The organism is Agromyces subbeticus DSM 16689, assembly GCF_000421565.1.
GTDB classification, from domain to species: Bacteria; Actinomycetota; Actinomycetes; order Actinomycetales; family Microbacteriaceae; genus Agromyces; species Agromyces subbeticus.
In genome coordinates this window covers 38,240-64,724 of sequence record NZ_ATXG01000005.1, presented here as the reverse complement: position 1 = coordinate 64,724, position 26,485 = coordinate 38,240, and the positions used below count along the sequence as shown (strand labels likewise).

Below are 26,485 nucleotides of genomic sequence, written 5' to 3'. Positions count from 1 at the left end.
GCCGTTCCGCCCGTCGCAGTCTGATTCCGTGCCGACTCGTGACGTTCAGGCTACCGCGAGCGATCGGTGGCGGTCGCGTCGTTCGACTGATGATCCGCGCCGTCACCGGTTCCGTCACCGGCCCCGTCACCCGTGCCGTTGCCCGACCCGCGCTCGGAGCCCTGCGACTCCTGTTCCTGCACCGCCTCGATGATCGAGTCCTGCAGGCCGCGCTGGCCGGTGTGCAGCTCCTGGTACTTCTCGCCGGCGCTCATGAGCGGCCCGAGGGCGTGTCGCAAGCGCGAGCGAGCACCCTTCGGAGCGCGGATCCACCGCACGACGATGCCGATCACGATCGCGAGTGCGAACACGGCGACCGGCACCCAGACGAGGGAGAGCGGCCACGATGCAGGGCTCATGATCAGAACCCGTGGGGCGTGATCGGGGCGAGCCGGTCGTCGCGCAGCGCCTCGAGCACCTCGAGCTCGTGCGGCACGACCGGCTCGGGCAGGGCGTCGAGCGCGAACCAGCGGAGCTCGACCGCCTTGTCCTCCATCAGCGTCGGTTCGCCCTGCCATTCGGTGGCGCTGAAGAACACATCGATGCGCTCCTCGATCGCCCGGTGCGGAGCCCCACCAGTGCGGTGCATGACGGTGAGCACCGTGAGCGCCGACTCGTCGAGTTCGACCCCGAGCTCCTCGCGGGTCTCGCGAGTGGCCGCGGCGAGCAGCGACTCGCCCTGCTCGACGTGCCCGGCCGCGCCACACGCCCAGTGCTCGTCGAAATACCCGGTGCCACGCCGAAGCTGGAGCAGCACCTCGTCGCCGCGCCGCAGCACGACGTACGCCGCCGGAATGACCGCGAAGCGTCCGTGGGACGCCGCGTACGCCTCGGAGTACGCGGTGCCCGCACCCGCACCCTCGATGCTCACGCCATCACCGCGGGGTCGCCAGAAAACGCGCTTCCGACGCGGTCTTGCATCGGTTTCTGGCGACTCGATGCCAGGTCGTGGCGGGTCACGGCGAGTGCTGCGCGACAGCGGATGTCAGTACCCGACGATGGGGCCGAACGCATCGGCGAGCGGGGCGCGGTTGATGCCGCGCAGCTCGTCGATCGAGACGGTGAAGAGGCCCTGCACCTCGAGGGCTCCGGATGTCGCGTCGGTCACGCCGATGCGACGCACCGGGTAGTCGCGGCCCTCGCAGAGCCCGCGGAACTTCACGTCGTCTTCGCGCGGCACGGTCACGATGACGCGGCCCGTCGACTCGGAGAAGAGCGCGGTGGCGAGGTCGATGCCGGCGTCGCCGGCGACCTCGTCGAGCACCACGCGGGCGCCGAGGCCGAAGCGGCCGACCGCCTCGGCGAGGGCGATCGCGAGGCCGCCGTCGGAGAGGTCGTGCGCCGAGTCGATGAGGCCCTCGATCGCCGCGGCGTTGAGCAGCTCGGCGAGGCGCTTCTCGCCGGCGAGGTCGACGGCCGGCGGGCGACCGCCGAGGTGGCCGTGCACGACGCCGGCCCATGCGGAGCCGTCGAGCTCGAGCGCGGTGTCGCCGAGGAGGTAGATGTTGTGGCCGTCGTCTTGCCAGCCGCTCGGGATGCGGCGGGCGATGTCGTCGATCACGCCGAGCACGGCGATGACGGGCGTCGGGTGGATGGGCACGTCACCGGTCTGGTTGTAGAACGAGACGTTGCCGCCCGTGACGGGGATGCCGAGCTCGAGGCATCCGTCACTCAGGCCCTCGACGGTCTCGGAGAACTGCCACATGACCTCGGGGTTCTCGGGGGAGCCGAAGTTCAGGCAGTCGGAGACGGCGGCGGGCACCGCGCCCGAGACGGCGACGTTGCGGTAGGCCTCGGCGAGGGCGAGCTTCGCGCCCTGGCGCGGGTCGAGCTGCGAGTAGCGGCCGTTGGCGTCGGTCGCGATGGCGACGCCGAGGCCCGACTCCTCGTCGACGCGCACCATGCCGGCGTCGTCGGGGTAGCTGAGCGCCGTGTTTCCGAGCACGTACTTGTCGTACTGGTTCGTGACCCACGCGGCATCCGCCTGGTTCGCCGAGCCGATGAGCTGCAGGAACTGGGCGCGGATCTCGTCGGGCGTGGCCGGGCGGTCGAGCTTCGCGGCCGTGTCGGCCTGCAGGGCGTCGATCCACGTCGGGTAGGCGACGGGGCGCTCGTAGACCGGGCCGTCGACGGCGACGGTACGCGGGTCGACGTTCACGATCTCCTGGCCGTGCCACATGATGCTCAGGCGACCGGTGTCGGTGACCTCGCCGAGCACGCTCGTCTCGACGTCCCACTTCTTGACGACCTCGAGGAAGCCGTCGAGCTTCTCGGGGCGCACGATCGCCATCATGCGCTCCTGGCTCTCGCTCATCAGGATCTCTTCGGGCGTGAGCGTGGGGTCGCGCAGCAGCACGTCGTCGAGCACGATCGCCATGCCGCCGTCGCCGTTCGACGCGAGTTCGGAGGTCGCGCACGAGATGCCGGCTGCGCCGAGGTCTTGGATGCCCTCGACGAGGTCGCCCGCGAAGAGCTCGAGGCAGCACTCGATGAGCACCTTCTCGGCGAAGGGGTCGCCGACCTGCACCGCGGGGCGCTTGGTCGGGCCGCCCTCGTCGAAGCTGTCGGAGGCGAGGATCGATGCGCCACCGATGCCGTCGCCGCCGGTGCGGGCGCCGAACAGCACGACCTTGTTGCCCGCGCCCTTGGCGTTGGCGAGGTGCAGGTCTTCGTGGCGCATGACGCCGACTGCGAGGGCGTTCACGAGCGGGTTCGCCTGGTAGACCGAGTCGAACCAGGTCTCGCCGCCGATGTTCGGCAGGCCGAGGCAGTTGCCGTAGAAGCTGATGCCGCTCACCACACCGTGCACGACGCGAGCGGTGTCGGGGTGGTCGATGGCGCCGAACCGCAGCGCGTCCATGACGGCGACCGGGCGGGCGCCCATCGAGATGATGTCGCGCACGATGCCGCCGACGCCCGTCGCGGCGCCCTGGAACGGCTCGATGTAGCTCGGGTGGTTGTGGCTCTCGATCTTGAAGGTGACCGCCCAGCCCTCGCCGACGTCGATGACGCCCGCGTTCTCGCCCATGCCCACCATGAGGTTCTTCTTCATCTCGGGCGTGACCTTCTTGCCGAACTGGCGAAGGTAGATCTTCGACGACTTGTAGGAGCAGTGCTCGCTCCACATGACGGAGTACATCGCGAGCTCGGCGCTCGTGGGGCGGCGGCCGAGGATGTTGCGGATGCGCTCGTACTCGTCGGGCTTCAGGCCGAGGGCAGCGTAGGGCTGCTCCTTCTCGGGCGTGGTCGCGGCGACCTCGACGGTGTCGAGCACGGCCGTGGCGGCGCCCCCTGAACCGGTCGACGGGGCAGCGGTGTTGGCGGGGGCTTCAGTGGTCACGAGTGGCGAGCTCCAGAGAGGGCGACGATGGGATGCCGCGGGCGGATGCCTGACCCGATCAGTCTACCGGCCGCGGGATGGCCGCGACCTCGGGCGCCTCAGTGGCGGGCGGGCGGGCGGGCGGACGGATCTCGGATCTGCGGTCGTAGATGCCGGGGGCGCGCGGCTCTGGCGTCGGCACTCTCTCGATGAGCGCGAACCCGGAGCGCATCGAGGCGTAGCGAGTATCCGCGTCGCTATGCGGCGGCCGTGCGTGGTTGCGCTGACGGTGGCCCCGAATCTGCGGAAGGGTGCGTGGCGGACCGTCGCGCGAGGTGGAGCCGAGGCGCGACGTTGCCCGGCCGCGGGCGTTGTTCGGGATCGAGGTGCACCGGCGGCACGAACCAGCTGCGGCCGTCGCGGATGCGGATGCTCCAACCGTCGTCGTGCACGCGATGGTGGTGGAAACTGCAGAGCATGATGCCGTTCGACAGCTCGGTGCGCCCGTGATGACGACCCCACCACGCGATGTGGTGTGCCTGCGCGTGCGACGGGGGCCGCTGACAGGCCGGCCATGCGCACCCGCCGTCTCGTTCGACGAGAGCGAGCTTCTGCGCGGGAGAGAACAGCCTCGCCGCACGGCCCAGGTCGAGCACTTCGCAGCCGTTTCGCATGAGCATCGGGGCGACACCGGCGGATTCGGCGAGCTCGCGGGCGGTCGCGACCGACACGGGCTGATCGACGCCGTCGATGGTGGCGTGCCCACGCCCGCTGACCAGCGCCTCGACATCGAGTCGAGCCACGACGGTCACGCTGCGAAGCGCCGGGGGTGCGCCCGCGCTCGAGAGTGAGAGCCGGGCGATGTCGGAGAGCGCATCGGCATTCAACTGCGCGATCGTGCGCTCTTCGCGGAAGAGCGGATCGGCACCGGTGTCGCGCGCCTCGGCACCGGCACCGGCACCGGCGCCGGCGCCGGCGTCTGCGTCGCCGCGCTCGCCGAAGCCGCGCTTCGCGTCGCGAGCACGGTGCAGCTCTGCACTCACGAGCGCTTCGATCGCGAGCTTGATCGGTGCACCGTTCGCCGGGTCGAACGCACCCTTCAGGTTGATCATGCCGGCCGCGTCTTGCCAGACCGAGAGGCCTCGGCGAGCTCGCAGCTCGTCTTCGCTTGGCTTCACGCCGTCGGGGTCGAGATGCGCTTCGAGCTGCCTGATGAGCCGCACGAGTCCGTCGACTCCGACGGCCGGGGCGCGGTCGACGAGCAATTGCTCGGCGGCATCGAGCTCGTCGCGCGCAGCGCTCGGCGGAAGGTGGTCGAGGAACCGGCGGATGACGTCGGCGGCGGCGACCCCGAGCGTGCCGGCATCGAGCGCCTGCGCCACGTGAGGATGCCGGGGTGGCAGCGCCTCGCCGGTGAACGATGCACGGCGGCTCGTCGCCTGGCCGACGGCGACGAGCCGAGCTGCGTCGGTGTAGCGACCACCAGTGGTCTGTGCGATCAGCCGCTCGGGTGAGGCGAAGCCGTGCTTGCGAGCCAGGTCGGCGCCGTCATCGACGCCGCGAGAGCGCTCGGCGATGCCCGCCGCGCACCTCGCCTGGAGCGCCTCGACCCGCCGACACAATTGCGCCAGCGCCTCGGTCGCCCGCACCAGCCCGTCATCGTTCATGGCGCGGATGTCGGTTTCGGCGTCGCTCGAGGAGCCGAGCAACGCGCCCGCCCACTGCCGAAGCACCGCGGCGCACGCAGCCTCGAGTTCGAGGAGGGCTGCTGGGGCTTCGGGCATGGTTCGATTCTAGCGGAATACGGACGCAGATTCGAAGAAATGTTCGAATGTGGAGAACTCGCTCGACACCGCTCCCGGGTCAGGCCGTCGCTCGGCCCACGACCCCGCCACGCGGCATCCGCTCGCGGTAGACTCGACCCTGGTCGTCGCATTCCCGACGGCCCTGGGCGCGCACAAAGCGCGTAGTCGACCCGCCGTAGCGCTCGCGGAGCCCCGCCCCGCGCCCGCGGGAACGCCCTTCCTCAGGTATCCCCATGACGCCGTCCACTCCCTTCTACTCCACGTCCTCCACGCCGGCCGTGATGCCGCCCTTCCCGTGGCTGGGTCTCATCGTGCTCGCCGCGGCCGTCTTCCTCTCGGTCACGATCGAGATGATCCCGACGGGCCTGCTGCCCGACATGAGCCGCGAGCTGGGCGTGAGCGAGCCCCTCATCGGCCTGCTCGTCACGGTGTTCGCGGCCACGGTCGTGGTGCTCACCGTGCCGCTCTCGAGCCTCACGAAGCGCGTTCCGCGGCGCACGCTCATCGTGATCAGCCTCGCGGTGCTCGCCGTCAGCTGCGTGCTCAGCGCGCTCGCGCCGAACTACGGCACGGTGCTCGCCACGCGCGTCCTCGGTGGCGCAGCACACGGACTCTTCTGGTCGGTCGTCGGAGCGTACGCCGGCCACCTCGTGCCCAAGGAGCAGCTCGCCCGCGCCGTCTCGATCAGCGTTGCCGGCGGCTCGCTCGCCTTCGTGCTCGGCGTGCCGCTCGGCACCGCGCTCGGCCACGCGTTCGGCTGGCGACTCGCCTTCGCCGGCATCGGCGTGATCACCCTGCTCGGTGCGCTGCTCGTCTGGCGCTTCCTGCCGCCGGTGCGCCACCACGCCGGTGAAGCGGATGCCGCGCCGATCCGCCTGCGCGGAGACCCCACGTTCGTGCCGGTGATCGTCGTCTGCCTGGTCACCGCGGTCACGATGGTCGGCGCGTACACGTTCTACACGTACATCGCGCCCTACATCACCGACGTCATGGGCCTGCCGGCGAGCGCGATCAGCCCGATGCTGCTCGCCTACGGCATCGCGGGGGCAGCCGGCCTGGTTCTCGCCGGCACCGTGCTCGGTCGTCGGCCGACCGCGGGGCTCGCCGTCGCACTCGTCGCGACGGGCCTCGGCGTGGCCGGGCTCGCGCTCTTCCCGCAGGTGCCGATCGTGAGCATCGCGAGCTTCCTGCTCTGGGGCATGGCGTTCGGCGCGTTGCCGCCGATGCTCAACACGCGCCTGCTGCACTCGGCGTCGTCGCGCATCCGCGATGCCGCGGCATCCTTCTACACGACCGCGTTCAACACGGGTATCGGTGGCGGTGCCCTGCTCGGTGCCGTGCTCTACGGCGTGGTCGGGCTCGCCGGCCTGCCGTGGGTGTTCGTCGCGCTGCTCGCGTGCTCGACGACGGCGCTCATCTGGACCGCGATCGTCAACCGCGTGCAGCACTGACGAGCAGCTACTCCGCCCGTGAGAACGCGGCGGCGCGCGCGATCTGCTCGCGTGTCAGCGCCACGCCCGTGTAGCGCTCGAACTGCGCTGCGGCCTGCATCGCGTGAACCTCGGCGCCGCTGATGACGAGCTTGTCCGCCGCACGGCCGGCCGAGACGAGCGGCGTCTCCGCGGGGAACGCGACGACGTCGAAGACGACGGATGCCGCGGCGATGTGCGCATCGGAGAACGAGAGCGCCGAGGCATCCGCGCCCTGCATGCCGAGCGGGGTGACGTTCACGATGGCCTCGGCGCCGGGCGCAGGGTCGACAGCCGTCCACGTGTAGCCGTACTGCTCCGCGAGCGCCGGGCCGAGCGACGCGTTGCGCGCGAGCACCGTGACGTCGTCGAATCCCGCACCGCGGAACGCCGCGACGACGGCCTTCGCCATGCCGCCCGACCCGCGCACGAGCACCGACTGCACCGGGTCGAGCCCGTTCTCCGCGATGAGCTGCGCGATCGCTTCGTAATCGGTGTTCGACGCCGTGAGCACCCCGCCGTCGTTCACGATCGTGTTGACGGACTCGATCGCCGCGGCCGAGGGCTCGACGACATCGACGAGGGGGATCGCCGCCTCCTTGAACGGCATCGAGACGGAGCATCCGCGGATGCCGAGCGCCCGGATGCCGCGCACGGCGCCCTCGAGGTCGTCGGTCGTGAACGCCTTGTAGACGAAGTTCAGCCCGAGCTCGTCGTAGAGGAAGTTGTGGAAGCGGGTGCCGAGGTTCGACGGCCTGCCCGCGAGCGAGATGCAGACCGACATGTCCTTGTTGAGAATGGGCATGCCACCAGTCTGCGCGCTCCGAACGGATCAGGCCTCACGGCCCCCGGGCGGACCGATCACGAGCAGCGCTGCGAACACGACGGCGATGCCGACGACCGCGACCGAGACGAGCAGCACGGGTCGGGCGAGGAACCAGCGCAGCAGCCCGTTGACCCAGTTCGAGTCGGCGGGGTGGTCGGTCTTCTCGCGGCGCCAGTCGCCCTCGAGGTGGCCCTTGCGCACGAGCCACAGCTCGAACGGGATGGTGGCGTACGGCACGATCGCGGTGAGCACGGCGAACGCGACGCGGCCGAGGTTCCAGCGCTGGTTGACGCCGATGATGACGGCGGTGAGTGCATAGGCGAGGAACACGAACCCGTGGATCGATCCGCCCACGAGCACCGCCCACTCGACGCCGGCCGCGTATTTCAGGATCATCGCGACGATCAGGATCGTCCAGGTGACGGCCTCGGCGAAGGCGAGGGCGCGGTAGAGGCGTTTCGGTGACACGGATGCTCCAGGGTTCGGGTGCTCCCATCCTCGCAGCCGCCGCTGAGCGCACGCATCGAACGAACGATTGACGGTGCGCGGGTGGTAGCGTGTGCCACCGAACCGGGAGGTCTGATGAAGGACAGCATGCCGAAGATCACGCTCTGGTCTGGCATCGGCCTCGCGCTCGCCGGTGGCGTGCTCGCGGCCTTCGTGCAGCCTGCGCTGTATTCGAGCGCGTGGCTCAACACCGAGCCGGGTCAGACCTTCCTATACCTCGGTCTGCTCCTACTGGACCTGCTGAACACCCTGGTGATCCCGCTCGGCACCGCGCTCATCGCGGCATCCCTCGTCATGTTCTATCTCAGGGGGCGTTCGCTGCCGGCCGAGGCCGATCGCCCGAAGCGTTGGGTACTGCCCGACCCGCTCGAGCGCCGCGCCGAGCGCTGAACCCGGCTCGCATACGTCACTCGGAAACCGACGACGGGCCCACTCAGCTCCGTGGTCGCACCTCGTCGAGCCCGAGCAGGTACGCCGCGTTGCCGCGCAGCGCCGCCTCGTAGCGAAGCACGTCGGGCGTGCGAACCTCGTCGGCGGCGAACGCCAGCAGCGAGCCGACGGCGGCGTCGCTGCGGCCCGAGGCGTGCAGCCCGAGCGCGTGGAAGAGCCGCACCGACGCCGAGTCGGGGTACTCGGCGCGTGCCCGATCGAGCGCCGCCATCGAATCGTCGAGGCGACCGAGAATGCGCAGCGTGCTGCCGTACTGCAGCAGGCAGCGGCGCAAGGCATCGCCCGCAAGGCCCGCGGCCATCGCCCGTTCGTAGTAGCCGAGCGCGGTCTGCTCCTCGCCCGCCGTGTCGTACGACCCGCCGACCTCGTAGAGCACCCACGCGTTGCCCGGGTGGCGCTCGAGCACGGCGAGGAACTCGTCGATCGTCGGCTGCATGTTCGCCCGGTCGCGGCGGTCGAAGATCTCGCGCAGCGTCGCGTCGAGTTCGGGGCTGAGGGCGGTGTCGGTCATCGTTCCATCATGCAGGAGGGAGGCCGGGCGGCGGCTCACCCGCAGGAGCTGCGGCCCGCGGCATCCGACTCGCCCTGAAGTTGTTTTGACACAATCAAAACAAGCGATAGGGTCGAGTCATGACCTCGACCGGCACTGACGCAAGCGAACGGCTCGCCGCCCGCGTGCGCGCCGCCGGCCTCAAGGTCACCGACTCGCGCATCGCCGTCTTCGACGCGTTCCGCCCGGGTGAGCACCTCGACGCCGATGCGGTGCACGCACGCGTCGCAAGCGTGCTGCCGAGCACCTCGCGGCAGGCCGTCTACGGCGTGCTCGGTGCGTTGTCCGAGGCGGGGTTGCTGCGCAAGATCGAGCCGGCCGGCTCGCCCGCGCTGTACGAGACGCGCACGGGCGACAACCACCACCATCTCGTGTGCACGACCTGCAGCACGGTCTTCGATGTGGCCTGCATCGTCGGCGAGGCCGCCTGCCTCACACCGAGCGAGACGCACGGCTTTCGCATCGAGACCGCCGAGGTCACGTTCTGGGGCGTCTGCCCCGACTGCAGCGCCGGCCGTGCGAGTACCGCGCTGAGCTGAGCCGGCAGGGGCCGTACCGGTCCCATCCATCGCGCCGGGTCGATCCGGCGACCGAGACTCGGGCGCGCCCTACTGCGCCCCGTCGACCCCACGGTCGGCGACCCCAGAGAAAGAACGAAGAGAAACAGAGAGAAGGACGCATGTCGGAACTCACCAACACGCCCACCACGACGCAGACCGGCACCCCGGTCGCGAGCGACGCCCACTCCCTCACGGTCGGCGCCGACGGCGCGACGGTGCTGCACGACCGGTACCTCGTCGAGAAGCTCGCGCAGTTCAACCGCGAGCGCATTCCCGAGCGCATCGTGCACGCGAAGGGCGGCGGCGCGTTCGGCACCTTCGAGGTGACGGCGGATGTCTCGGCGTACACGCGTGCCGCGGTGTTCCAGCCCGGCACGACCGTCGAGACCCTGATGCGCTTCTCGAGCGTCGCGGGAGAGCAGGGCTCGCCCGACACCTGGCGCGACGTGCGCGGCTTCTCGGTGAAGTTCTACACGACCGAGGGCAACTACGACATCGTCGGCAACAACACGCCGGTCTTCTTCATCCGCGATGCCATCAAGTTCCCCGACTTCATCCACTCCCAGAAGCGGCTGCCGGGCTCGGGCCTGCGCAACTCCGACATGCAGTGGGACTTCTGGACCCTTTCGCCCGAGTCGGCGCACCAGGTCACCTACCTCATGGGCGACCGGGGCCTCCCGAAGTCGTGGCGAGAGATGCACGGCTTCGGGTCGCACACGTACCAGTGGATCAACGCCGCGGGCGAGAAGTTCTGGGTGAAGTACCACTTCCGCACGCAGCAGGGCGACCTGCACCTCGACCCGGCCGCCGCCGAGGCGATCGCCGGTGCCGACGCCGACTTCTACCGCCGCGATCTGCACGACGCGATCGAGGCCGGCGAGCACCCGAAGTGGGACCTCCACGTGCAGGTCATGCCCTACGACGACGCCAAGACGTACCGCTTCAACCCGTTCGACCTCACGAAGGTGTGGCCGCACGCCGACTATCCGCTGATCCCGGTCGGCACGCTCACGCTCGACCGCAACCCGCAGAACTTCTTCGCGGAGATCGAGCAGGCGGCGTTCTCGCCGGCGAACACCGTGCCGGGCATCGCGATCAGCCCCGACAAGATGCTCATGGCCCGCGTGTTCAGCTACCCCGACGCGCAGCGCTACCGCGTGGGCACGAATTACAACCAGATTCCGGTGAACGCGCCGCACGCGGCATCCGTCGCCAACTACTCGCAAGACGGCGCGCAGCGTCACGGCTTCAACGCGCCGAACACGCCGGTCTACGCGCCGAACTCGTTCGGCGGACCCGTGGCGTCGGCTGAGGCCGCCGCCGAGGGCGGCTGGGAGAGCGACGGCGAGCTCGTGCGTTCGGCGTACACGTTGCGCGCCGACGACAGCGACTTCGGCCAGGCCGGCACGCTCTACCGCGAGGTGCTCGACGACGCGGCGCGCGCCCGCCTGCTCGAGACCCTGACCGGCCAGGCCGGCGCGATCACGATCGACGAGATCCGCGAGCGCTTCTTCCAGTACTGGACGAACGTCGACGCCGGCCTCGGCGTCGTGCTTCGAGCGGCGCACGCGACGGCTGCCGCCGACGGCGCCGCGGCGTAACCAGTCGCACGAACGGGCCCGGATGCTACTGGCGTCCGGGCCCGTTCGGCGGTGCGGGGTCAACGGAGGAATCGATGGATCGCCGAGACGGCCGAGCCATCGCTCGATGCAGTGACCATCAGCAGCCCTCGGTCCTGCCCGCCGAGCAGGCACCGGTACGTCGGATGACCGCCGGCCCAGCCGGCCGATGCGAGGGTGTAGCGCCCGCCGCGTCCGGCAGCGCTGGACCGGAGGAAGCCCGCGAGCGCTCGGCGGCTACGCCTCGACGAGGGCGCGGCGGATGACGCTCGTGAAGAAGCCGAGTCCGTCGACGCCCGAGCGCATGGCGGCAGCGGTGTCGGGCCCGAAGCCCGGCTCGACGGCGTGCTCGGGGTGCGGCATGAGGCCGACGACGTTGCCGCGCTCGTTCGAGATGCCGGCGATGTCGCGCAGCGATCCGTTGGGGTTCACGCCGACGTAGCGGAACACCACGCGACCCTCGCCCTCGAGCCGGTCGAGTGTCTCATCTGAGGCGATGAACCCGCCCTCGCCGTTCTTGAGGGGGATCGTGATCTCTTCGCCCGCCGAGAACTCGCCGGTCCAGTCGGTCGACGCGTTCTCGATGCGCAGCACCTGGTCGCGGCAGATGAAGCCGCCGTGGTCGTTGCGGATGAGCCCGCCTTCGAGCAGGCCCGCCTCGGTGAGCATCTGGAAGCCGTTGCAGATGCCGAGCACCGGCATGCCGGCGTTCGCCGCAGCGACGACCTCGGTCATGATCGGGCTGAGCGAGGCGATCGCGCCGCAGCGCAGGTAGTCGCCGTAGCTGAAGCCGCCCGGCAGGATCAGGGCGTCGACGCCCTCGAGGTCGTGCGAGCCGTGCCAGAGCGCGACCGGCTCGCCGCCCGCGATGCGCACCGCGCGCTGCGCGTCGCGATCGTCGAGCGAGCCGGGAAAGGTGATGACGCCGATGCGCATGGTCGGACCCCGCTCAGTGCGTTTCGCCGGCTGGGGCGCCGAAGCCGTCTTCGGTGACGGATGCCGCGTCGGAGGCCTCTGCGGCGAGTTCGGCGTTCGTCACCTCGTAGTGGATGCCGACGACGTCTTCGATCACGCCGTTGGAGAGGATCTCTTCAGCGATCTCTTGGACACTCGCCTTGAGGGCGTCGTCGACGGGACCGTCGACGGTGAGTTCGAATCGCTTGCCGATGCGCACGCTGCTGAACCCGGTGCGACCCGTGCGGGCGAGGGCGCCGGCGACGGCCTTTCCCTGGGGGTCGAGCAGTTCGGCTTTGGGCATCACGTCGACGACGATGGTGGGCACCGCGGTTCTCCGTCCGGTGTCGAAAGTGTGGATGCGTCGATTCTACCGGGGAGAACTGCGGTGCCCGGCACGGCGGTCTGCCGGGCCGTTCGGGGGTGCAGTCGTCAGTGCCGCCGCAGCCCCTTGATGATGAGGCCGAGGGCGACGACGGCTGCCGCGCCGACCGCGATGACCCGACCGGGGTTCTCCCGGTACTGCGCCTTGACATAGGCGACGCCGTCGTTCGCGGCTTCCTTCGCTGCGGTCGCCGCGGTGCTCGCCTGCTCCGCGATGGCATCGATCGCCTCGGTGGCGTTGCCTTTCGCATCGCTCAACAGGTCGTGCGCTGCGTCGGATGCCTTCGCTGCGGTGTCGCTCACGGTGTCGGCAGCGTCGGCCGCGGTACTCGAGAACTTCGTCGAAGCATCGGCTGCGGCATCCGCTGCTCGCTGGGCGGTGTCGTTCACGGCATCGCTCCCTCGCGCTGCGGTGTCGCTCATGGCATCGCTCGCTCGTGCTGCGGTGTTCTGCGCGGCGGTCTTCGCGTTCGTGATGTTTCGGTCGGTGTCGGACATGATGCTCCCTTCGCCGGTGATCGAGTCATCGTACGCTCGCCGGCCGGGAGAGGCCCGGATCGCCCGGTGGGCTTGTCACGAGCTGGTGCGGGTGGTAACGCGGCCGCCGGCCACATGACGAAGCTGCACCTCAGGCGAGCCCGGCGCGCTCCAGCAGCACGGTCTTGAGGGTGTCGCGGGTCGCGGCGAGCCCGCGGTGCACCTCTTCGAAGCTCGTCGACAGCGGTGACAGCCCGATGCGCAGGCCGCCCGGATCGCGGTAGTCGGGGATCACGTCGCGCTGCCAGAGCCGGGCGGTCACCTCGCGCATCGCGTTGTGGTGGAGCGTCACGTGGCCGCCGCGCTCCTCGGCGTCGGCCGGTGAGGCGAGCGTCACCCCGAGCGGGGCGAGCCAGTCGCCGGCGAGCGTGATGGCGTACTCGGTCAGTGCGACCGACTTCGCGCGCAGCGCCGGCATGCCGGCCTCCTCGATCATCGCGAGGGTCTCCTCCATCGCGAGCATGCCGACGATCGGCGCCGTGCCCGAGAGGAAGCGCCTGATGTCGGGCACGGGCTCGTAGTCGGGCCCCATCGCGAACATGTCGGTCGTGCCCCACCAGCCCTGGATCGGCTGGGCGAGCACGGCCTGCAGGTCGTCGCGCACGTACGCGAAGGCGGGCGAGCCCGGGCCGCCGTTCAGGTACTTGTAGGTGCATCCGACGGCGAGGTCGAAGCCCCAGAGGTCGGCCTTCACGGGCACTGAACCCGCCGAGTGGCAGAGGTCCCAGAGAATGAGGGCACCGGCGTCGTGCGCGATGCGGGTGAGCTCGGGAGCATCTGCGAGGTAGGCCGAACGGTAGGCGACGTGCGAGACGACCACGAGCGCCGTCTCGGGGCCGACCGCTTCTGCGAGCTGCTCGGGCGTCACCCCGGCCGTCGTGTTGACCTCGATCCAGCGCAGCCGCATGCCGCGCTCCTTCGCGATGCCGTCGAGCACGTAGCGGTCGGTCGGGAAGTTGTCGGTGTCGACGATGATCTCGCGGCGAGCGGGGTCGCGCGCGAGCTGGGCGTCGACCGCGGCGCGGGCGAGCTTGTAGAGCAGCACCGTCGTCGAGTCGCCGATCACGGTCTGTCCGGCCTTCGCCTCGATGACGGCCCGGCCGATGCGGTCGCCGATCTCGGTGGGCAGCTGCAGCCACGCTTCATCCCAGCCGCGGATCAGGCGGCCGCCCCAGTCGTCGCGCAGGAACCGCTCGACCCGTTCGATCGCCGAGACCGGCGGCCGCCCGAGCGAGTTGCCGTCGAAGTACACGAGGTCGGTCTCGGCACCTGCGAACCGCTTGCGATAGTGGGCGAGCCCGTCGGAGCGATCCATGCGGCGGGCGAAGGCGAGATGCGGGTCGAGCGTCACTGGGGCTCCAGGTGGTCGGTGCGGATCTGTTCGGGTGCGGTGCCTGGCGGTTCGGGTGCGGTGCCTGGCGGTTCGGGTGCGGTGCCCGGCTGTTCGGGTGCGGTGCCCGGCTGATCGGAGGCGGCTCGATCGGAGGCGGGCCGGCCGGCATAGGGCTCCAGGTCTTCGACCGCCACGACGCGCGCGGTCGCGAGCCAGCGCGGCACGTCGTCGACCGAGACGGGCGGCGGCCCCGGCACGAAGGTCGCGATGCCGTGGCGATCGGTCGCGACCGCGGCGGGCCACACCTCGGTGATCGAGGCGATGAGCTCGGATGCCGCGAGGCCGGCGTCGACCAGCAGCTCGAGTTCGGCCGGGTTCACGCCGAGCGGTTGCTCGCCGTTGCCGAGGTCGGTGCCGTAGAGCACCCGCCCGCCCGCCGCGCGGAACCGTGCCAGGTTGTCGACCGCGATCGCGGTCGCGGGTGTCGGCTCGCCGTAGCCGGCGACGAAGAGCGTCGAGATCCAGCGCTGGCCCGCCGCGACGGCGCTGGCGACGAGCGCGTCGTCGAGGCGCTCGGTGAAGGGCGTGTGCGCGAAGGCGTCGACGCCGGCGTCGATCGCGAGCCGCGACATCCCCTCGCCCTCGACGTGGGCGACCACCGGCAGCCCGTGCGCGTGCGCGCTCGCGACGATGGTCTCGAGCGTTGCACGGTCGAACACCGGGCCCGTCGCCGAGTTGAGTGCGACCTTGATGACGGATGCCCCGAACGCGAGCTGCTCCGAGACCGCAGTCTCGACCGAGCTCGGCAGGGCGGCGCGCCCGTCACCCGCATCGGCGGCGATCTCGCGGGCGCTTCCGGGTGCGGCCCATGAGCGGCCGACCGGGTAGCCGCCCGGCGCCGTGAGGAAGCTGCCGGCGAACGCGACCCGGGGCACGCCGCTGCGCCGCGCGTACGCCGAGATCGTGTCGAGCGGGCCGCCGAGGTCGACGACGCCGGCGATCGCCGTGTCGCGCAGCGCATCGGGCCCGATGATCATCAGGTGCACGTGGTGGTCGATGAGCGGCGGCAGCATCGTGCCGACCTCGCCCGGGTGCTCGCCGTTCAGCGAGCGGCGCACGGGGCGAGCCAGCGGTCCGAGGTCGAGCGGCGGCGCCATGGTCAACCCGGGATCTCGGTGCGCACGGCGTAGAGCTCGGGAAAGAAGGTGAGGTCGAGCGCGCGCCGCAGGAAGGTCGCGCCACTCGAACCGCCCGTGCCGGTCTTCGACCCGATGATGCGCTCGACCGTCTTCAGGTGTCGGAACCGCCACAGCTGGAAGTTGTCTTCGAGGTCGACGAGCTCTTCGCACGTCTCGTAGGCCGCCCAGTGCTCGGAGGTGTCGGCGTAGATCGTTGCGAAGACCGGCACGAGCTCGGGCGCGAACGTCCACGCCTGGGTGACATCGCGCTCCAGCAGTGACGCGGGGATCGGGTAGCCGCGGCGGGCGAGCAGGCGCAGGAACTCGTCGTACAGGCTCGGAGACTCGAGCGCGTGACGCAGAATCACGCTCGCCGCGGCATCCGATTCGAAGACCTGCATCATCTTCGCGTTCTTGTTGCCGAGCACGAACTCGACCGCGCGGTACTGGTACGACTGGAACCCGCTCGCGTTGCCGAGCACCCCGCGGAACTGGCCGTACTCGGTGGGGGTGAGGGTCGCGAGCACCGACCACTGCTCGGTGAGGGTCTTCTGGATGTGCTTCACCCGGGCGATGCACTTGAGCGCGCGGCCGAGCTCGTCGGCGCGCAGCAGGTCGCGGGCGGTCTCGAGCTCGTGCAGCACGAGCTTCAGCCAGAGCTCGGTGGTCTGGTGCTGGATGATGAACAGCAGCTCGTCGTGGTGCTCGGGCCGGCTGATCGGGCGCTGGGCGCGGAGCAGCGTCGGCAGGTCGAGGTAGCCGCCGTAGCTCATGCGATCGCTGAAGTCGGTGACGACGGATGCCTCGATCGTGCGGGTGTTCGCTTCGACGCCGTCGATCGCGTCGTCGCCCGGTTCGGTTGGCTCAGGAGTCACGGCACCAGCCTAGCCACGCGGCATCGGCCGCCAGTGGCTCGCGAGCCGGATGGCCAGCGGGACGAGTCGACGCTGCGCAGGCAGATGGCGCCGGCGGGACGACGGCAGCTGCACTGACGCGGCGGGCGCCCCCGTCCCGGACGAACCGGCTCGTTGCCCGCCGCGCAGCGTGTCCCTCTCCCCGAGGGAAATCGACCCCGCTCGGGTAAACGGAGACGACCCTCCGAATCATACCCGAGCTGCGCGCGTACAGTGAAAGCGTGAGCTCGTCGACCTCGTCTCGCCGCGATGCGCGGCGGAATCATGCACGCCTGCTCGACGAGGCGCGGCAGCTCTTCGCGGAGCGCGGCATCGACGCGCCGCTCGACGAGCTCGCCGCCCGTGCCGGTGTCGGAGCGGGCACGGTCTATCGCCATTTCGCGAACCGCGACGCGCTCGTGCGAGAGATCTACGACGCTGCCGTGGCCGAGTTGCACGACCTCGCCCCCGAGATCCTCGGCGCCCAGACGGCATGGCGATCCGTCGAGCTCTACGTCGAACGGCTCGGCGCCTGGGTGGCCGAATCGCCGTTCCTGCCCGCCGTGATGCGTCGCGTCGCCGAACTCGATCCCTCGTATCGCCCCGGCGCAGAGTTCGAGGAGGTCGTCAACGGCCTCGTGGCGAGGGCGCAGTCCGAGGGCGCCCTTCGCGACGACGTCACCGCGGTCGATCTGGGCATCCTCGTCGACATGCTCGGCTCGCTCGGCCAGTACGGCCGCGAGTACCTGCCGTTCTGGCGGCGCCAGCTCACGATCGTGCTCGACGGGCTCCGGGCGCGGCCGGGCACCACGCCGATGCCGGCGCCGGCGCAGGCCTTCGCCGCGTTCCACGACATGTCGCACGCGAAGGGGCCGAAGCCCGCGCCGCGCTGACGTCGCGGTGATCTCCCGGCTGTCCTGCCCCGCGCCCGACCGCACGCGACGTGACGCGAATCGACCCCGAGCGGCCGCTCGAAGGTCGATTCGCGTCACGTGAGCGAGTGGTCAGCTGGTCAGGCGCGACCCTGCAGGCGGGCCTCACCGGGGGCGCCCGCCGGGCGAATCGTCACCACGGCCACCGCTGCGAGCAGCGCCGCGACTCCAGCACCCACGAAGATCGCACGGAACCCTCCTGCCGCGACGACCTCGGCGCTCGCGCCGCTCTCACCGAGCGCGGCCGAGACCGCCCCGCTGACGGCGCCGAGCACCGCGAGCCCGAGCGCGCCGCCGATCTGCTGGCTCGTGTTCACGAGGCCGCCCGCGAGGCCCGACTCCCCGCCGTCGACCCCGTCGACCGCGAGCTGGGTCGCCGTGACGAAGGCGCCACCGAGTCCGACCCCGATGGCGAGGCTCGGGCCGAGCACGTGCACGACGAACTCGGCGCCGCTCGGCGCTGCGGCGAGCCATGCGAGCCCGCCGGTGAGCACGAGCAGCGAGGCGGTCAGCACGGGGCGGATGCCGAATCGGGCGACGAAGGGCGGCACGATGCCGGCGATCACGACGAGTGCCCCGGCGAGCGGGAGCTGCGAGAGGCCGGCGGCCAGCGCATCGAAGCCGAGCTGCTCCTGCAGGAACACGGAGAGTGCGAAGAACAGTGCGACCATGGCGGCGCCGACGAGCAGCATCACGACATTTCCCGCCGTGACCGCCCGATTACGGAAGAGCTCCATCGGTACGAGCGGCATCGTGGTGCGGCGCTCGATCGCGACGAACACGGCGAGCAGGGCGGCGCCGGCTGCGAGCAGCGCGATGACGAGCGGATGCCCGAAGCCGAGCGCCTCGGCGTTCGACAGGCCGGCGACGAGCGCGACGAGGCCGGCGGTGACGGTTGCGGCACCGGGCAGGTCGAGGGTCGTCGTGGCGCCGCGTCGGTCTCGTGCCACGAGGAAGGGAACGGCGACGAGCACGATCGCGCCGATGGGTGCGTTCACGAAGAACACCGCCTCCCAGCCGAACGCGCCCGTGAGCAGTCCGCCCGCGAGCACGCCTGCGGCACTGCCGATTCCCGCCACGGCGCCCCAGATGCCGAGCGCCTTGGCGCGGTCGGCCGACGTCGTGAAGAGTCGGGTCACGAGTGCGAGCGACGCGGGCGCGAGCAGGGCCGCGGATGCACCCTGCACGGTCCGTGACGCCAGCAGCCAGGTGCCGTCAGGGGCGAGGCCGGCGGCGACGGAGGCCGCGACGAAGCCGACGGTGCCCACGAGGAAGACCTTGCGGTGACCGAATCGGTCGGCGAGCCGGCCCCCGAGCAGCAGCAGGCTGCCGAAGGGCAGCACGTAGGCCGTGATGACCCAGGCGAGCGCGCCCTGGTCGAGGCCGAGGTCGGTGCCGAGGCTCGGGATCGCGATGTTCACGATCGAGGCGTCGAGCACGACGAGGAACTGGGCGAGTGCGAGTGCGCCGAGGGCCCACCAGCGCAGGTGGGTGCGGTCGGGCGAGGTCGGGGCCGCGGCGCCGGTCGCAGCGAGCTGCTGCGACCGGGCCTCGGAGAGGCGGGTGGTGTTCATCGGAGTGTCCTTTCGATTCGATGACGGATGCCCCGAGGAGACCCGTCGGGAGGGGAGATCAGTTCCAGAGGGAGAGCATCGCCAGTGCGGCGAAGGTGAGCACTCCGAAGGCGACCCACCAGAGCACTCGCTCGGTCGAGTGGCCGCCCGGGCTGGCTGCGGTCGGGCCGGTGGCGGTGGCGGTGGCGGGATTCGTGTCGTTCATGGAAAACTCCGATTCGTTTGTAATGAGTGACTAGTCAGTCACTATCGAGGTGGAACAATTGCCCACGGCGACGAGACGCGTGGGCGATGGCGGCGACGGCGGCTACGACCAGGCGGAGAACATCGCGAGGTCGAGGAGCACGAGCGGGATCAGGGCGACCCAGCGCATGACGCGTTCGGACTTCATGGAGCACCTCCCTTCGGCGTGACGGGTTCGGGCGGTCGGTTCACGCGGCGTTGCCGCCGGTACTCGAGCCGGCCGCGGAGCCGGGCGCCGCCGCGGTGAAGTCGGGGTGGCGAATGCCCGCGGCGAGCGTGGCCGCCCAGGCCTCCGAGGAGTCGTCGATGCCGAGCGTGGCTACGAGGTGGCAGAGTTGGCCGAAGGCGATGAACCGCTGCACCGCGGCATCCGTCGCGCCCGACCTCGTCGATGCGAACTCCGTCACGCGCCGGTAGCCGCGCCGGAGGGCGGCTCCGATCTCGGGCACCTCGACCGCCGACTGCGCGTGCACCTGCAGCATCAGCAGGTCGCGGTCGGCGATGAGCTCGGCGTACGCGCCGCCCATCGAATCGAGGATGCCGTCGGGGGTGGGGTTCGTCGCGTGTTCCACCCCGTGGCCGAGTGACTCGACCACGCGGTCGTAGCAGGCGTCGAGCGCGCCGACGAAGAGCTGCTCCTTGCTCGGGAAGAGCTTGAAGACGTATGCCGACGAGATGCGAGCCTCGGCCGCAACGTCGGCCACCGTGGTGCCGCGGTAGCCCGTGCGGGCGAATGCGGTGATCGCGGCGGCGATGACGAGCGGTCGCCGTTCCTCTGCAGTGGAGAGCTTGATTGCCATATGAGTGACTGTACACTCACTCATGGTCGAAGCGCAAATGTCTGCGTCTGCGCGCTTGCCGGCCGGCAACAGCGAACGTCGTCGTGACTCAGCCGGCCGAGCGCACTTCGACGAGATTCGCCCACGGGTCGTCGAACGCGAGGGTGCGACCGTCGTCGCGGGTCGGCACACGGTGGTGCGCCATGCGCTCGCCGAGCGCGCCGAGGTCGTCGGCGCCCGGCACCACGATCTCGACCTTGCCGAGTCCGAGCGCGAGGCCCCGGCGGCCGGCGCCACGGCTGTTCCACGTGTTCATCGCCATGTGGTGGTGGTAGCCGCCGGCCGAGACGAAGAGCGCGTGGTCGCCCATGCTCGCCGTCGTCTCGAAACCCAGCCGGTCGACGTAGAACTCGCGCGCGCTCGCGATGTCGCCGACCGAGAGGTGCACGTGGCCGACCACGGCGTCGCCGAGGCGGGAGGTGGCGTCGGCGGTGACGGATGCCGCGGCATCCGCTGCCCGTTCGGTGAGGTGCTCGCGCAGGTAGGTGTTCGGGTCGAGGTAGAGCGTGCCCATCTCGATGGTGCCGTGCACCCAGCTCCACTGCGAGCGGTCGCGGTCGAAGTAGAGCTCGACGCCGTTGCCCTCGGGGTCGGTGAAGTAGAACGCCTCGCTCACGAGATGGTCGGCGCTGCCGGTGAAGGTGCCGGGGTGCTTGGCGGCCACGGAGTAGATCGCGGTCGCGAGTGCCTCGCGGGTGTCGAAGAGGATCGCCGTGTGGAACAGGCCGGCGTCGCGCGGCGAGGCGTGCCTGAGCTCGGGCGCGTGCTCGAGGATCACGATCGGCGTCGCGCCGCGGCCGAGCACCGCGACGGGCCCGTCATGGCTCAGCAGGTCGAGCGTGACGCCGTCGCGGTAGTAGCGGATCATCGCGTCGAGATCACCGACGCGCAGCGTCACCGCGCCCATGCCGGTATCGGCGGCGAGCAGTCCCGCGCCGGCGGGCTGGCCATTGGTTGTAATCACAACTAATAGTAACGGATGCCTCGGCGACGGTATTCCGGGAGGCCTCAGGCGCGCAGCGTCAACCGCTCGAGCAGCTCGCGGTAGCGCGCGGCTGTCTGCTCGACGATCTCGTGGGGGAGCGTCGGCGGCTCCTCGGTGACATCCTGATCCCAATTGGCGGTGAGCCAGTCGCGCACGATCTGCTTGTCGAAACTCGCCATGCGCAGCTCGGGCGTGGCCGCGGTCGCGTATGCCTCGGCATCCCAGTAGCGCGACGAGTCGGAGGTCAGCACCTCGTCGGCGAGCGTCACGATGCCGGTCGCGCGGTCGGCGCCGAACTCGAACTTCGTGTCGGCGAGCACGAGGCCGCGGGTCTCGGCGATCTCGGAGGCGCGAGTGAAGATCTCGAGCGAGAGCTCGCGCAGCTGCGCGGCGACGACCTCGCCGACGAGCTCGACCGTGCGCTCGTACGACACGTTCACGTCGTGCTCGCCCATGGGGGCCTTCCACGCGGGCGTGTAGATGGGCTCGGGCAGCCGGTCGCCGTTCGAGAGCCCCTCGGGCAGCGGGATGCCGCCGATCGCGCCCGTCTGCTGGTACTCCTTCCAGCCGCCGCCGGTGATGAAGCCGCGCACGACGCACTCGATCGGGAACATGTCGAGCGTGTGGCAGAGCGTGCCGCGCTCGGCGAACTCGGCCGGGACCGGAGGCAGGTCGAGAGCCTGCAGGCGGTCGTCGAGCGGCTGCGCCAGGTGGTTCGGCACCTCGGGCAGCTGGTCGAACCACCAGCGCGTGAGGCTCGTGAGCATCGCGCCCTTGCCCGGGATCGCGGGGGAGAGAACGCTGTCGTAGGCGCTCACTCGGTCGGTCGCGACCACGAGCACGACGGGCGAGAGGCTCAGGGGGTCGCCGGTCCAGCTGTCGTCATCGACGAGCAGTGCGGTGGGCACGTAGAGATCGCGCACCTTGCCCGAGTAGACGTGGGTCCAGCCTGGGTGCTCCTGCGATTCGCTCACCGCCCCAGTTTACGAGCGTCGCGCTGACGCTGGAGTACCCGATGTGCCCACGAGGACCCGTCGTGCACGCGCGAATCGACCTTGGGCGCACGTCGGGTACTCGGGCTGGTGCGCAAGCTTCAAGCACTCGCTATTCGGTGACGCGAGCCGCGATGTCGGTGCGGTACTGGCCGCCGTCGAGCCTGAGGTGCGCGAGGGCCTCGTAGGCCCGGCGGCGCGCCTCGGCGAAGCCGTCGCCGACGGCGACCACGTTGAGCACGCGGCCGCCGGTGGCGATGAGCGGCAGATCATCGGTCGCCGTGCCGGTGGCACTCGCCGCACCGATGGCCGTCGCGGCATGGGCGAGGTGCACGCCGGCCACGGATGCCGCGGCCTCGATGCCCTCGATCGGCCGCCCGGTCTCGGGCGCCTCGGGGTACCCCTCACTCGCGAGCACGACCGTGACCGCGGCATCCGGCCGGAAGACCGGGCGCGGCAGCGAGCCGAGCCCGCCGGTCGCCGCGGCGTAGAGCAGGCCCGACAGGGGGGTCTCGAGCCGCGGCAGCACGACCTGCGTCTCGGGGTCGCCGAACCGGGCGTTGAACTCGATGACGCGGATGCCGCGAGTGGTGAGGATGAGGCCCGCGTAGAGGAGCCCGATGAACGGCGTCTGCTCGGTGGCGAGCTGGCGCACCGTGGGCAGTGCGATCGTCTCGATGACCTCGTCGACGAACGCCTGCTCGCTGCCGAAGCGACCGCCCCGGCCGTCGTCGGCGTCGGCGAGCCACGGCAGGGGGGAGTAGGCGCCCATGCCGCCGGTGTTCGGGCCGGCGTCGCCGTCGCGCAAGCGCTTGTAGTCCTGCGCCGGCGAGAGCGGCAGCACGTTGGTGCCGTCGGAGAGCAGGAAGAGCGAGACCTCCTGGCCGTCGAGGAACTCCTCGATCAGCACGGGGCCCTGCTGCAGGTAGTGGGTGGCGTGCGCAACTGCAGCGGCGCGGTCGTCGGTGACGAGCACGCCCTTGCCCGCTGCGAGTCCGTCGGCCTTCACGACATAGGGCGAGCCGAACTCGTCGAGGGTCGCCTCGACGGCCTCGAGCGTCTCGGCGAGGTTCGCCCGCCCGGTGGGCACGCCGGCGGTCTCCATGATGCGCTTCGCGAACGTCTTCGAGCCTTCGAGCGCTGCCGCGGCCTTGCCCGGGCCGAACACGGCGATGCCGCGGGTGCGCAGGGCATCGGCGACGCCGGCGACGAGCGGCGCCTCTGGGCCGATGACGACGAATTCGATGTCGTTGTCGAGGGCGTAGTCGGTGACGAGGCCGGGATCGGCGGCATCGAGGGCGATGGTCGTGACGCTGCCGCGGGCCGACGAGGTGTGGGATGCCGCGATGCCGGCATTGCCGGGAGCGGCGATGATCTCGTGGCCGGCCTCCTCGTCGAGGAGCGCGAGGATGATGGCGTGCTCGCGCGCGCCGGAGCCGAGGACCAGGATTCTCACCGGTTCAGGCTACCCCTTCGGCCACCGCGATGACGCGCTGCATCGGCTCGACGGCCCGGCGCGCTCGAGCGGGCTGCGAGAATGGTGCGGGTGACCTCAGTGAGCCCCGGCGCCGACGACGCGCGAGACCTTCCCAGCACCGGCCGGCACCGTCTCTTCTGGTGGGTGCTCGCGATCGCAGTGGTCGTCGTGCTCATCGACCAGGGCAGCAAGTGGTGGGCCGAGGCCGAGCTCGGCGACGGCCGCACCATTCCCGTGATCGGCGAGCTCATCCGGTTCGTGCTCGTCTACAACCCGGGCGCCGCGTTCTCGATCGGCACCGGCTTCACCTGGATCTTCGCGATCCTCGCCGGCATCGGCGCGATCGCCGTCGCGTGGTTCGCCTGGCGGGTCGGCTCCATCGGCTGGACGATCGCGTTCGGACTCCTGCTGGGCGGCGCGATCACCCACCTCGGCGACCGGCTGTTCCGCGAACCGGGCTTCGGCCGTGGGCACGTCGTCGACTTCATCGGCTACGGCAACCTCTTCATCGGCAACGTCGCCGACATCGCGATCTTCGCCGGCGCCGTGATGATCCTCGTGCTGACGTTCATGGGCATCACGATCAGGGGCGGGCGCGCGGCCGATGCCGAGACAACCGACCCGGCCGACACCGATCCCGGCACCACGGATTCGCCGGCCTCCGCCGCTTCCTGAGCGCGGCTCGCCCACGGGTGGGAGAATGGTGGGCATGGCACGCGTGAGGATCGGCGACGACATCGGGCGGGCGGCGATGACCGTCGTGCAGTTGGTCACCGCCGATGGGGCGGATGCCGCGACATCCGTCGATCGGTCGACGCTCGCGCTCGCGGTGCGCTACTCGCTGCAGCTGCTCGCCGAGCAGGCGCCCGGCGGCACCGTCGAGGTGCGCGTGCCGCCGTTCGGCGCGGTGCAGTGCATCGAGGGGCCGAAGCACACGCGGGGCACACCACCGAACGTCGTCGAGACGGATGTCACAACGTGGCTCGCCCTCGCATCGGGCGACCTCTCCTGGGCCGACGCCCGTGCCAACGGTCGCGTGCACGCCTCAGGGCAGCGGGCCGACCTCACCGAGGTGCTGCCGATCGTTCGCTGAGCCATCGCGTCACCGCACCGGCAGCACGAGTGGCGCCCCGGTGCGCGGGTGCGGCACGACGTCGACGGGCTGCCCGTAGACCGCCTCGATGCGCTCGGCCGTGAGCACCTCGGCCGGTGCGCCGGTCGCGACGACCCGACCGAGTCGCAGCAGGGTGACGTCATCGGCGTAGGCGGCCGCGAGATTGAGGTCGTGCAGCACGACCACGACCGTGGCGCCCGCTGCGGCGTGCGCGCGGGCGAGGCGCAGCACGTCCTCCTGGTGCTTCAGGTCGAGCGCCGCCGTCGGCTCGTCGAGCAGCAGCACAGGTGTGCGCTGGGCGACGATGCGCGCGAGGGCGACGCGCGCCCGCTCGCCGCCCGAGAGCGACGGCACGGTGCGGGCGGCGAGGTGCGAGACGTCCGTTGCGGCCATGGCCGCCTCGATCGCGAGGTCGTCGTCGTCGGCGGCATCCGTGCCGGCCCACGGGTGGCGGCCCATCGCCACGATCTCGCGCACCGGAAACGGGAACGAGACCATGTGCTCTTGCGTGAGCACGGCACGCAGCCGTGCGAGTGCCTTCGGCGCATGCTGCGCGACGGGCGTGCCGTCGAGCAGCACGGTGCCCGCCGCGGTGGCGCGATCGCCCGCGAGCGCCGCGAGCAGGGTCGACTTGCCCGCCCCGTTCGGGCCGATGAGCGCGTGCACCCGGCCCGGGGCTGCGGTGAAGTCGACGCCCTCGAGCAACCGTGCGCCGTCGATCTCGACGGCGAGGCCCGTGGCAGTCAGGGCGAGCCGGGCCGAGGCATCCGTCACGGCGCCGGTGCCTGTGGCTGCGCGCGCTTCCTGCTGCTGCCGGCTCATCCCCAGCCTCCCGAACGGCGGCGCGTGCGGCGCAGCAACCAGAAGAAGAACGGGCCGCCGATGAGCGAGGTGAGCATGCCGATCGGAAGGTCGGCCATCGGCACCATCGTGCGGGCCGCAAGATCGGCGAGCAGCAGCAGAAGGGCGCCGCCGAGGGCGCTCGCCACGAGCAGCGGGCGGTGGGCGGGGCCGATCACCATGCGCATGAGGTGCGGCACGATGAGCCCGACGAACGCGATGATGCCCGCGAAGGCGACCGCCGAGCAGACGAGCACGGCCACGACGACGATCGCGATGATGCGCACCGCCTCGACCCGCACGCCGAGATGACGCGCGCCGCGCTCGCCGAGCGAGAAGAGGTCGAGGGTGCGGCCGAGCACGAGCGCGGCGGCGCCCGCGGTGACGACGAGCGGGAGCATGACCGCCACCTCGGGCCAGCGAGCGCCGTTCAGCGAGCCGAGCTGCCAGAACACGATCTCCTCACGTGAGCCGGTGTCGCCGATGAAGGTGAGAAACGCGAGCGCGCCGCCCGCGAAGGCGTTGATCGCGATGCCGGTGAGCACCAGGGTCACGATCTCGGTGCGGCCGCCGGCGCGGCTCGCGAGGTAGACGACGAGCGTCGCACCGAGCCCCGCGACGAATGCGGCGGTCGCCGTCACCCAATCGCCGAGGGCGGTCCAGCCGAGCACGATCGCGGCGGCGGCGCCGAGCGCGGCGCCCGAAGAGACGCCCACGACACCGGGTTCGGCGAGCGGGTTCGCGAAGATCGCCTGCATGACCGTGCCGGCCATGGCGAGTGCCGCGCCGATGAGCAGTGCCATCGCGATGCGTGGGAAGCGGATGTTCCAGAGCGCCGAGTCGGTGTTCGGCAGCGCCTCGGGCGCATCGCTCAGGCCGAGCCCGCGCAGCAGCGACGTCCAGACCTCCGCCGGTGCGACGGGCAATTGGCCGGCGCCCGCCGAGACGATCACGCACGCCCCGAGCGCGAGCGCGAGCCCGCCGAAGAGCACCGCGTGGCGGAGGCGCAGGCCGCCTCGGGGCACAGTCGGTCGCCCTCTCGTGGCGCCGAGCATGGGCACCACAT

At 70.9% G+C, this 26,485-nt stretch carries 28 protein-coding genes; 7 read left to right on the top strand and 21 right to left on the bottom strand.

The features are described 5' to 3' along the window. Positions 1 to 50: 50 nt before the first annotated feature. From H521_RS0109295 to H521_RS25005, 4 genes are all read right to left on the bottom strand, one after another. Positions 51 to 398 (bottom strand): hypothetical protein, encoded by a 348-nt coding sequence (locus H521_RS0109295; protein WP_022892751.1) that lies wholly within the window; start codon positions 396 to 398, stop codon positions 51 to 53. Positions 399 to 400: 2 nt separating this feature from the next. After that, entirely contained in the window at positions 401 to 910 is a 510-nt protein-coding gene (locus tag H521_RS22550) for an NUDIX domain-containing protein (protein ID WP_022892750.1), read from the bottom strand. 114 nt (positions 911 to 1,024) lie between these two features. Then, positions 1,025 to 3,313, bottom strand: a complete 2,289-nt coding sequence (gene purL, locus H521_RS22545; RefSeq protein ID WP_040424359.1) for a phosphoribosylformylglycinamidine synthase subunit PurL — start codon at positions 3,311 to 3,313, stop codon at positions 1,025 to 1,027. Positions 3,314 to 3,615: 302 nt separating this feature from the next. After that, positions 3,616 to 5,142 (bottom strand): HNH endonuclease signature motif containing protein, encoded by a 1,527-nt coding sequence (locus tag H521_RS25005; protein ID WP_022892748.1) that lies wholly within the window; start codon positions 5,140 to 5,142, stop codon positions 3,616 to 3,618. A gap of 254 nt (positions 5,143 to 5,396) precedes the next feature. Between H521_RS25005 and H521_RS0109270 the strand changes: the two genes are divergently transcribed. Then, positions 5,397 to 6,614 carry an MFS transporter gene (locus H521_RS0109270; protein WP_022892747.1) on the top strand — a complete coding sequence of 406 codons (1,218 nt, stop codon included), beginning with the start codon at positions 5,397 to 5,399 and terminating at the stop codon, positions 6,612 to 6,614. Positions 6,615 to 6,621: 7 nt separating this feature from the next. Here the strand turns inward: H521_RS0109270 and H521_RS0109265 are convergent, their stop codons facing one another. Beyond that, a complete protein-coding gene (locus H521_RS0109265) occupies positions 6,622 to 7,437 on the bottom strand; it encodes a shikimate 5-dehydrogenase (protein WP_022892746.1) in 816 nt (271 codons plus the stop codon). A gap of 27 nt (positions 7,438 to 7,464) precedes the next feature. Then, positions 7,465 to 7,926: a DUF3817 domain-containing protein gene (locus tag H521_RS0109260; RefSeq protein WP_022892745.1), complete on the bottom strand. Its 462-nt coding sequence runs from the start codon at positions 7,924 to 7,926 to the stop codon at positions 7,465 to 7,467. 126 nt (positions 7,927 to 8,052) lie between these two features. Here H521_RS0109260 and H521_RS22535 point away from each other — a divergent pair, with 126 nt between their 5' ends. Then, a complete protein-coding gene (locus tag H521_RS22535) occupies positions 8,053 to 8,355 on the top strand; it encodes a hypothetical protein (protein WP_156891343.1) in 303 nt (100 codons plus the stop codon). Positions 8,356 to 8,398: 43 nt separating this feature from the next. Here the strand turns inward: H521_RS22535 and H521_RS0109250 are convergent, their stop codons facing one another. Then, positions 8,399 to 8,926 carry a tetratricopeptide repeat protein gene (locus tag H521_RS0109250; protein ID WP_026482118.1) on the bottom strand — a complete coding sequence of 176 codons (528 nt, stop codon included), beginning with the start codon at positions 8,924 to 8,926 and terminating at the stop codon, positions 8,399 to 8,401. A gap of 119 nt (positions 8,927 to 9,045) precedes the next feature. Here H521_RS0109250 and H521_RS0109245 point away from each other — a divergent pair, with 119 nt between their 5' ends. Continuing rightward, a complete protein-coding gene (locus H521_RS0109245; protein ID WP_022892742.1) occupies positions 9,046 to 9,504 on the top strand; it encodes a Fur family transcriptional regulator in 459 nt (152 codons plus the stop codon). Positions 9,505 to 9,644: 140 nt separating this feature from the next. Further along, on the top strand, positions 9,645 to 11,126 hold the full coding sequence (locus H521_RS0109240; protein WP_022892741.1) for a catalase: 1,482 nt from the start codon (positions 9,645 to 9,647) through the stop codon (positions 11,124 to 11,126). 255 nt (positions 11,127 to 11,381) lie between these two features. Here H521_RS0109240 and purQ read toward each other — a convergent pair whose 3' ends face one another. The 6 genes from purQ to kynA all read right to left on the bottom strand — a co-directional run bounded on the left by purQ (position 11,382) and on the right by kynA (position 16,369). Beyond that, the gene (purQ, locus tag H521_RS0109235; RefSeq protein ID WP_022892740.1) at positions 11,382 to 12,080 is read right to left on the bottom strand and encodes a phosphoribosylformylglycinamidine synthase subunit PurQ; all 699 of its coding nucleotides are present in this window, start codon (positions 12,078 to 12,080) and stop codon (positions 11,382 to 11,384) included. 13 nt (positions 12,081 to 12,093) lie between these two features. After that, entirely contained in the window at positions 12,094 to 12,426 is a 333-nt protein-coding gene (gene purS, locus H521_RS0109230) for a phosphoribosylformylglycinamidine synthase subunit PurS (RefSeq protein ID WP_026482117.1), read from the bottom strand. A gap of 104 nt (positions 12,427 to 12,530) precedes the next feature. After that, the gene (locus H521_RS22530; protein ID WP_022892739.1) at positions 12,531 to 12,980 is read right to left on the bottom strand and encodes a hypothetical protein; all 450 of its coding nucleotides are present in this window, start codon (positions 12,978 to 12,980) and stop codon (positions 12,531 to 12,533) included. A 130-nt stretch (positions 12,981 to 13,110) separates the two neighbouring features. Next, a complete protein-coding gene (locus tag H521_RS22525; RefSeq protein WP_084512223.1) occupies positions 13,111 to 14,334 on the bottom strand; it encodes a kynureninase in 1,224 nt (407 codons plus the stop codon). Positions 14,335 to 14,366: 32 nt separating this feature from the next. Further along, positions 14,367 to 15,509 (bottom strand): amidohydrolase family protein, encoded by a 1,143-nt coding sequence (locus H521_RS22520; RefSeq protein ID WP_022892737.1) that lies wholly within the window; start codon positions 15,507 to 15,509, stop codon positions 14,367 to 14,369. A 2-nt stretch (positions 15,510 to 15,511) separates the two neighbouring features. Next, positions 15,512 to 16,369 carry a tryptophan 2,3-dioxygenase gene (gene kynA, locus H521_RS0109210; protein ID WP_026482116.1) on the bottom strand — a complete coding sequence of 286 codons (858 nt, stop codon included), beginning with the start codon at positions 16,367 to 16,369 and terminating at the stop codon, positions 15,512 to 15,514. Between the two features lie 296 nt (positions 16,370 to 16,665). Between kynA and H521_RS0109205 the strand changes: the two genes are divergently transcribed. Continuing rightward, a complete protein-coding gene (locus tag H521_RS0109205) occupies positions 16,666 to 17,316 on the top strand; it encodes a TetR/AcrR family transcriptional regulator (protein ID WP_022892735.1) in 651 nt (216 codons plus the stop codon). A 119-nt stretch (positions 17,317 to 17,435) separates the two neighbouring features. On the opposite strand, the gene H521_RS22515 is transcribed toward H521_RS0109205, so the two are convergent. The 6 genes from H521_RS22515 to purD all read right to left on the bottom strand — a co-directional run bounded on the left by H521_RS22515 (position 17,436) and on the right by purD (position 23,444). Next, a complete protein-coding gene (locus tag H521_RS22515; RefSeq protein WP_022892734.1) occupies positions 17,436 to 18,929 on the bottom strand; it encodes a DHA2 family efflux MFS transporter permease subunit in 1,494 nt (497 codons plus the stop codon). Between the two features lie 58 nt (positions 18,930 to 18,987). Beyond that, the gene (locus H521_RS25795; protein WP_022892733.1) at positions 18,988 to 19,134 is read right to left on the bottom strand and encodes a hypothetical protein; all 147 of its coding nucleotides are present in this window, start codon (positions 19,132 to 19,134) and stop codon (positions 18,988 to 18,990) included. Between the two features lie 226 nt (positions 19,135 to 19,360). Then, entirely contained in the window at positions 19,361 to 19,972 is a 612-nt protein-coding gene (locus H521_RS22510; RefSeq protein WP_022892732.1) for a TetR/AcrR family transcriptional regulator, read from the bottom strand. An 88-nt stretch (positions 19,973 to 20,060) separates the two neighbouring features. After that, positions 20,061 to 20,918: a VOC family protein gene (locus H521_RS0109180; protein WP_051159242.1), complete on the bottom strand. Its 858-nt coding sequence runs from the start codon at positions 20,916 to 20,918 to the stop codon at positions 20,061 to 20,063. A gap of 101 nt (positions 20,919 to 21,019) precedes the next feature. Further along, positions 21,020 to 21,970, bottom strand: a complete 951-nt coding sequence (locus H521_RS0109175; protein ID WP_022892730.1) for a phosphoribosylaminoimidazolesuccinocarboxamide synthase — start codon at positions 21,968 to 21,970, stop codon at positions 21,020 to 21,022. 130 nt (positions 21,971 to 22,100) lie between these two features. Then, positions 22,101 to 23,444, bottom strand: coding sequence for a phosphoribosylamine--glycine ligase (purD, locus tag H521_RS0109170; RefSeq protein ID WP_022892729.1), 1,344 nt, complete (start codon positions 23,442 to 23,444; stop codon positions 22,101 to 22,103). A 90-nt stretch (positions 23,445 to 23,534) separates the two neighbouring features. On the opposite strand from purD, the gene H521_RS22505 reads away from it, so the two are divergent. Both H521_RS22505 and H521_RS0109160 read left to right on the top strand, forming a co-directional pair. Then, entirely contained in the window at positions 23,535 to 24,140 is a 606-nt protein-coding gene (locus tag H521_RS22505) for a signal peptidase II (RefSeq protein ID WP_245560963.1), read from the top strand. A 34-nt stretch (positions 24,141 to 24,174) separates the two neighbouring features. Further along, on the top strand, positions 24,175 to 24,558 hold the full coding sequence (locus tag H521_RS0109160) for a sterol carrier family protein (protein ID WP_026482114.1): 384 nt from the start codon (positions 24,175 to 24,177) through the stop codon (positions 24,556 to 24,558). Between the two features lie 9 nt (positions 24,559 to 24,567). On the opposite strand, the gene H521_RS0109155 is transcribed toward H521_RS0109160, so the two are convergent. Beyond that, complete coding sequence (locus H521_RS0109155) at positions 24,568 to 25,401, bottom strand: heme ABC transporter ATP-binding protein (protein WP_084512196.1); 834 nt, start codon at positions 25,399 to 25,401, stop codon at positions 24,568 to 24,570. Continuing rightward, on the bottom strand, positions 25,398 to 26,474 hold the full coding sequence (locus H521_RS0109150) for a FecCD family ABC transporter permease (protein ID WP_040424343.1): 1,077 nt from the start codon (positions 26,472 to 26,474) through the stop codon (positions 25,398 to 25,400). Before H521_RS0109150 ends, H521_RS0109155 begins: the two co-directional genes overlap by 4 nt. Between the last annotated feature and the right edge of the window lie 11 nt (positions 26,475 to 26,485).

Excerpts from the sequence above, each read along its gene's own strand:
- H521_RS0109295 (WP_022892751.1), bottom strand. The coding sequence starts at position 398 with ATGAGCCCTGCATCGTGGCCGCTCTCCCTCGTCTGGGTGCCGGTCGCC.
- H521_RS25005 (WP_022892748.1), bottom strand. The coding sequence starts at position 5,142 with ATGCCCGAAGCCCCAGCAGCCCTCCTCGAACTCGAGGCTGCGTGCGCC.
- H521_RS0109270 (WP_022892747.1), top strand. The coding sequence starts at position 5,397 with ATGACGCCGTCCACTCCCTTCTACTCCACGTCCTCCACGCCGGCCGTG.
- H521_RS0109265 (WP_022892746.1), bottom strand. The coding sequence starts at position 7,437 with ATGCCCATTCTCAACAAGGACATGTCGGTCTGCATCTCGCTCGCGGGC.
- H521_RS22535 (WP_156891343.1), top strand. The coding sequence starts at position 8,053 with ATGCCGAAGATCACGCTCTGGTCTGGCATCGGCCTCGCGCTCGCCGGT.
- H521_RS0109250 (WP_026482118.1), bottom strand. The coding sequence starts at position 8,926 with ATGACCGACACCGCCCTCAGCCCCGAACTCGACGCGACGCTGCGCGAG.
- H521_RS0109245 (WP_022892742.1), top strand. The coding sequence starts at position 9,046 with ATGACCTCGACCGGCACTGACGCAAGCGAACGGCTCGCCGCCCGCGTG.
- H521_RS0109240 (WP_022892741.1), top strand. The coding sequence starts at position 9,645 with ATGTCGGAACTCACCAACACGCCCACCACGACGCAGACCGGCACCCCG.
- purQ (WP_022892740.1), bottom strand. The coding sequence starts at position 12,080 with ATGCGCATCGGCGTCATCACCTTTCCCGGCTCGCTCGACGATCGCGAC.
- H521_RS22530 (WP_022892739.1), bottom strand. The coding sequence starts at position 12,980 with ATGTCCGACACCGACCGAAACATCACGAACGCGAAGACCGCCGCGCAG.
- H521_RS22525 (WP_084512223.1), bottom strand. The coding sequence starts at position 14,334 with ATGGATCGCTCCGACGGGCTCGCCCACTATCGCAAGCGGTTCGCAGGT.
- H521_RS22520 (WP_022892737.1), bottom strand. The coding sequence starts at position 15,509 with ATGGCGCCGCCGCTCGACCTCGGACCGCTGGCTCGCCCCGTGCGCCGC.
- H521_RS22515 (WP_022892734.1), bottom strand. The coding sequence starts at position 18,929 with ATGAACACCACCCGCCTCTCCGAGGCCCGGTCGCAGCAGCTCGCTGCG.
- H521_RS25795 (WP_022892733.1), bottom strand. The coding sequence starts at position 19,134 with ATGAACGACACGAATCCCGCCACCGCCACCGCCACCGGCCCGACCGCA.
- H521_RS22510 (WP_022892732.1), bottom strand. The coding sequence starts at position 19,972 with ATGGCAATCAAGCTCTCCACTGCAGAGGAACGGCGACCGCTCGTCATC.
- H521_RS0109180 (WP_051159242.1), bottom strand. The coding sequence starts at position 20,918 with ATGGGCGCGGTGACGCTGCGCGTCGGTGATCTCGACGCGATGATCCGC.
- H521_RS0109160 (WP_026482114.1), top strand. The coding sequence starts at position 24,175 with ATGGCACGCGTGAGGATCGGCGACGACATCGGGCGGGCGGCGATGACC.
- H521_RS0109155 (WP_084512196.1), bottom strand. The coding sequence starts at position 25,401 with ATGAGCCGGCAGCAGCAGGAAGCGCGCGCAGCCACAGGCACCGGCGCC.
- H521_RS0109150 (WP_040424343.1), bottom strand. The coding sequence starts at position 26,474 with ATGCTCGGCGCCACGAGAGGGCGACCGACTGTGCCCCGAGGCGGCCTG.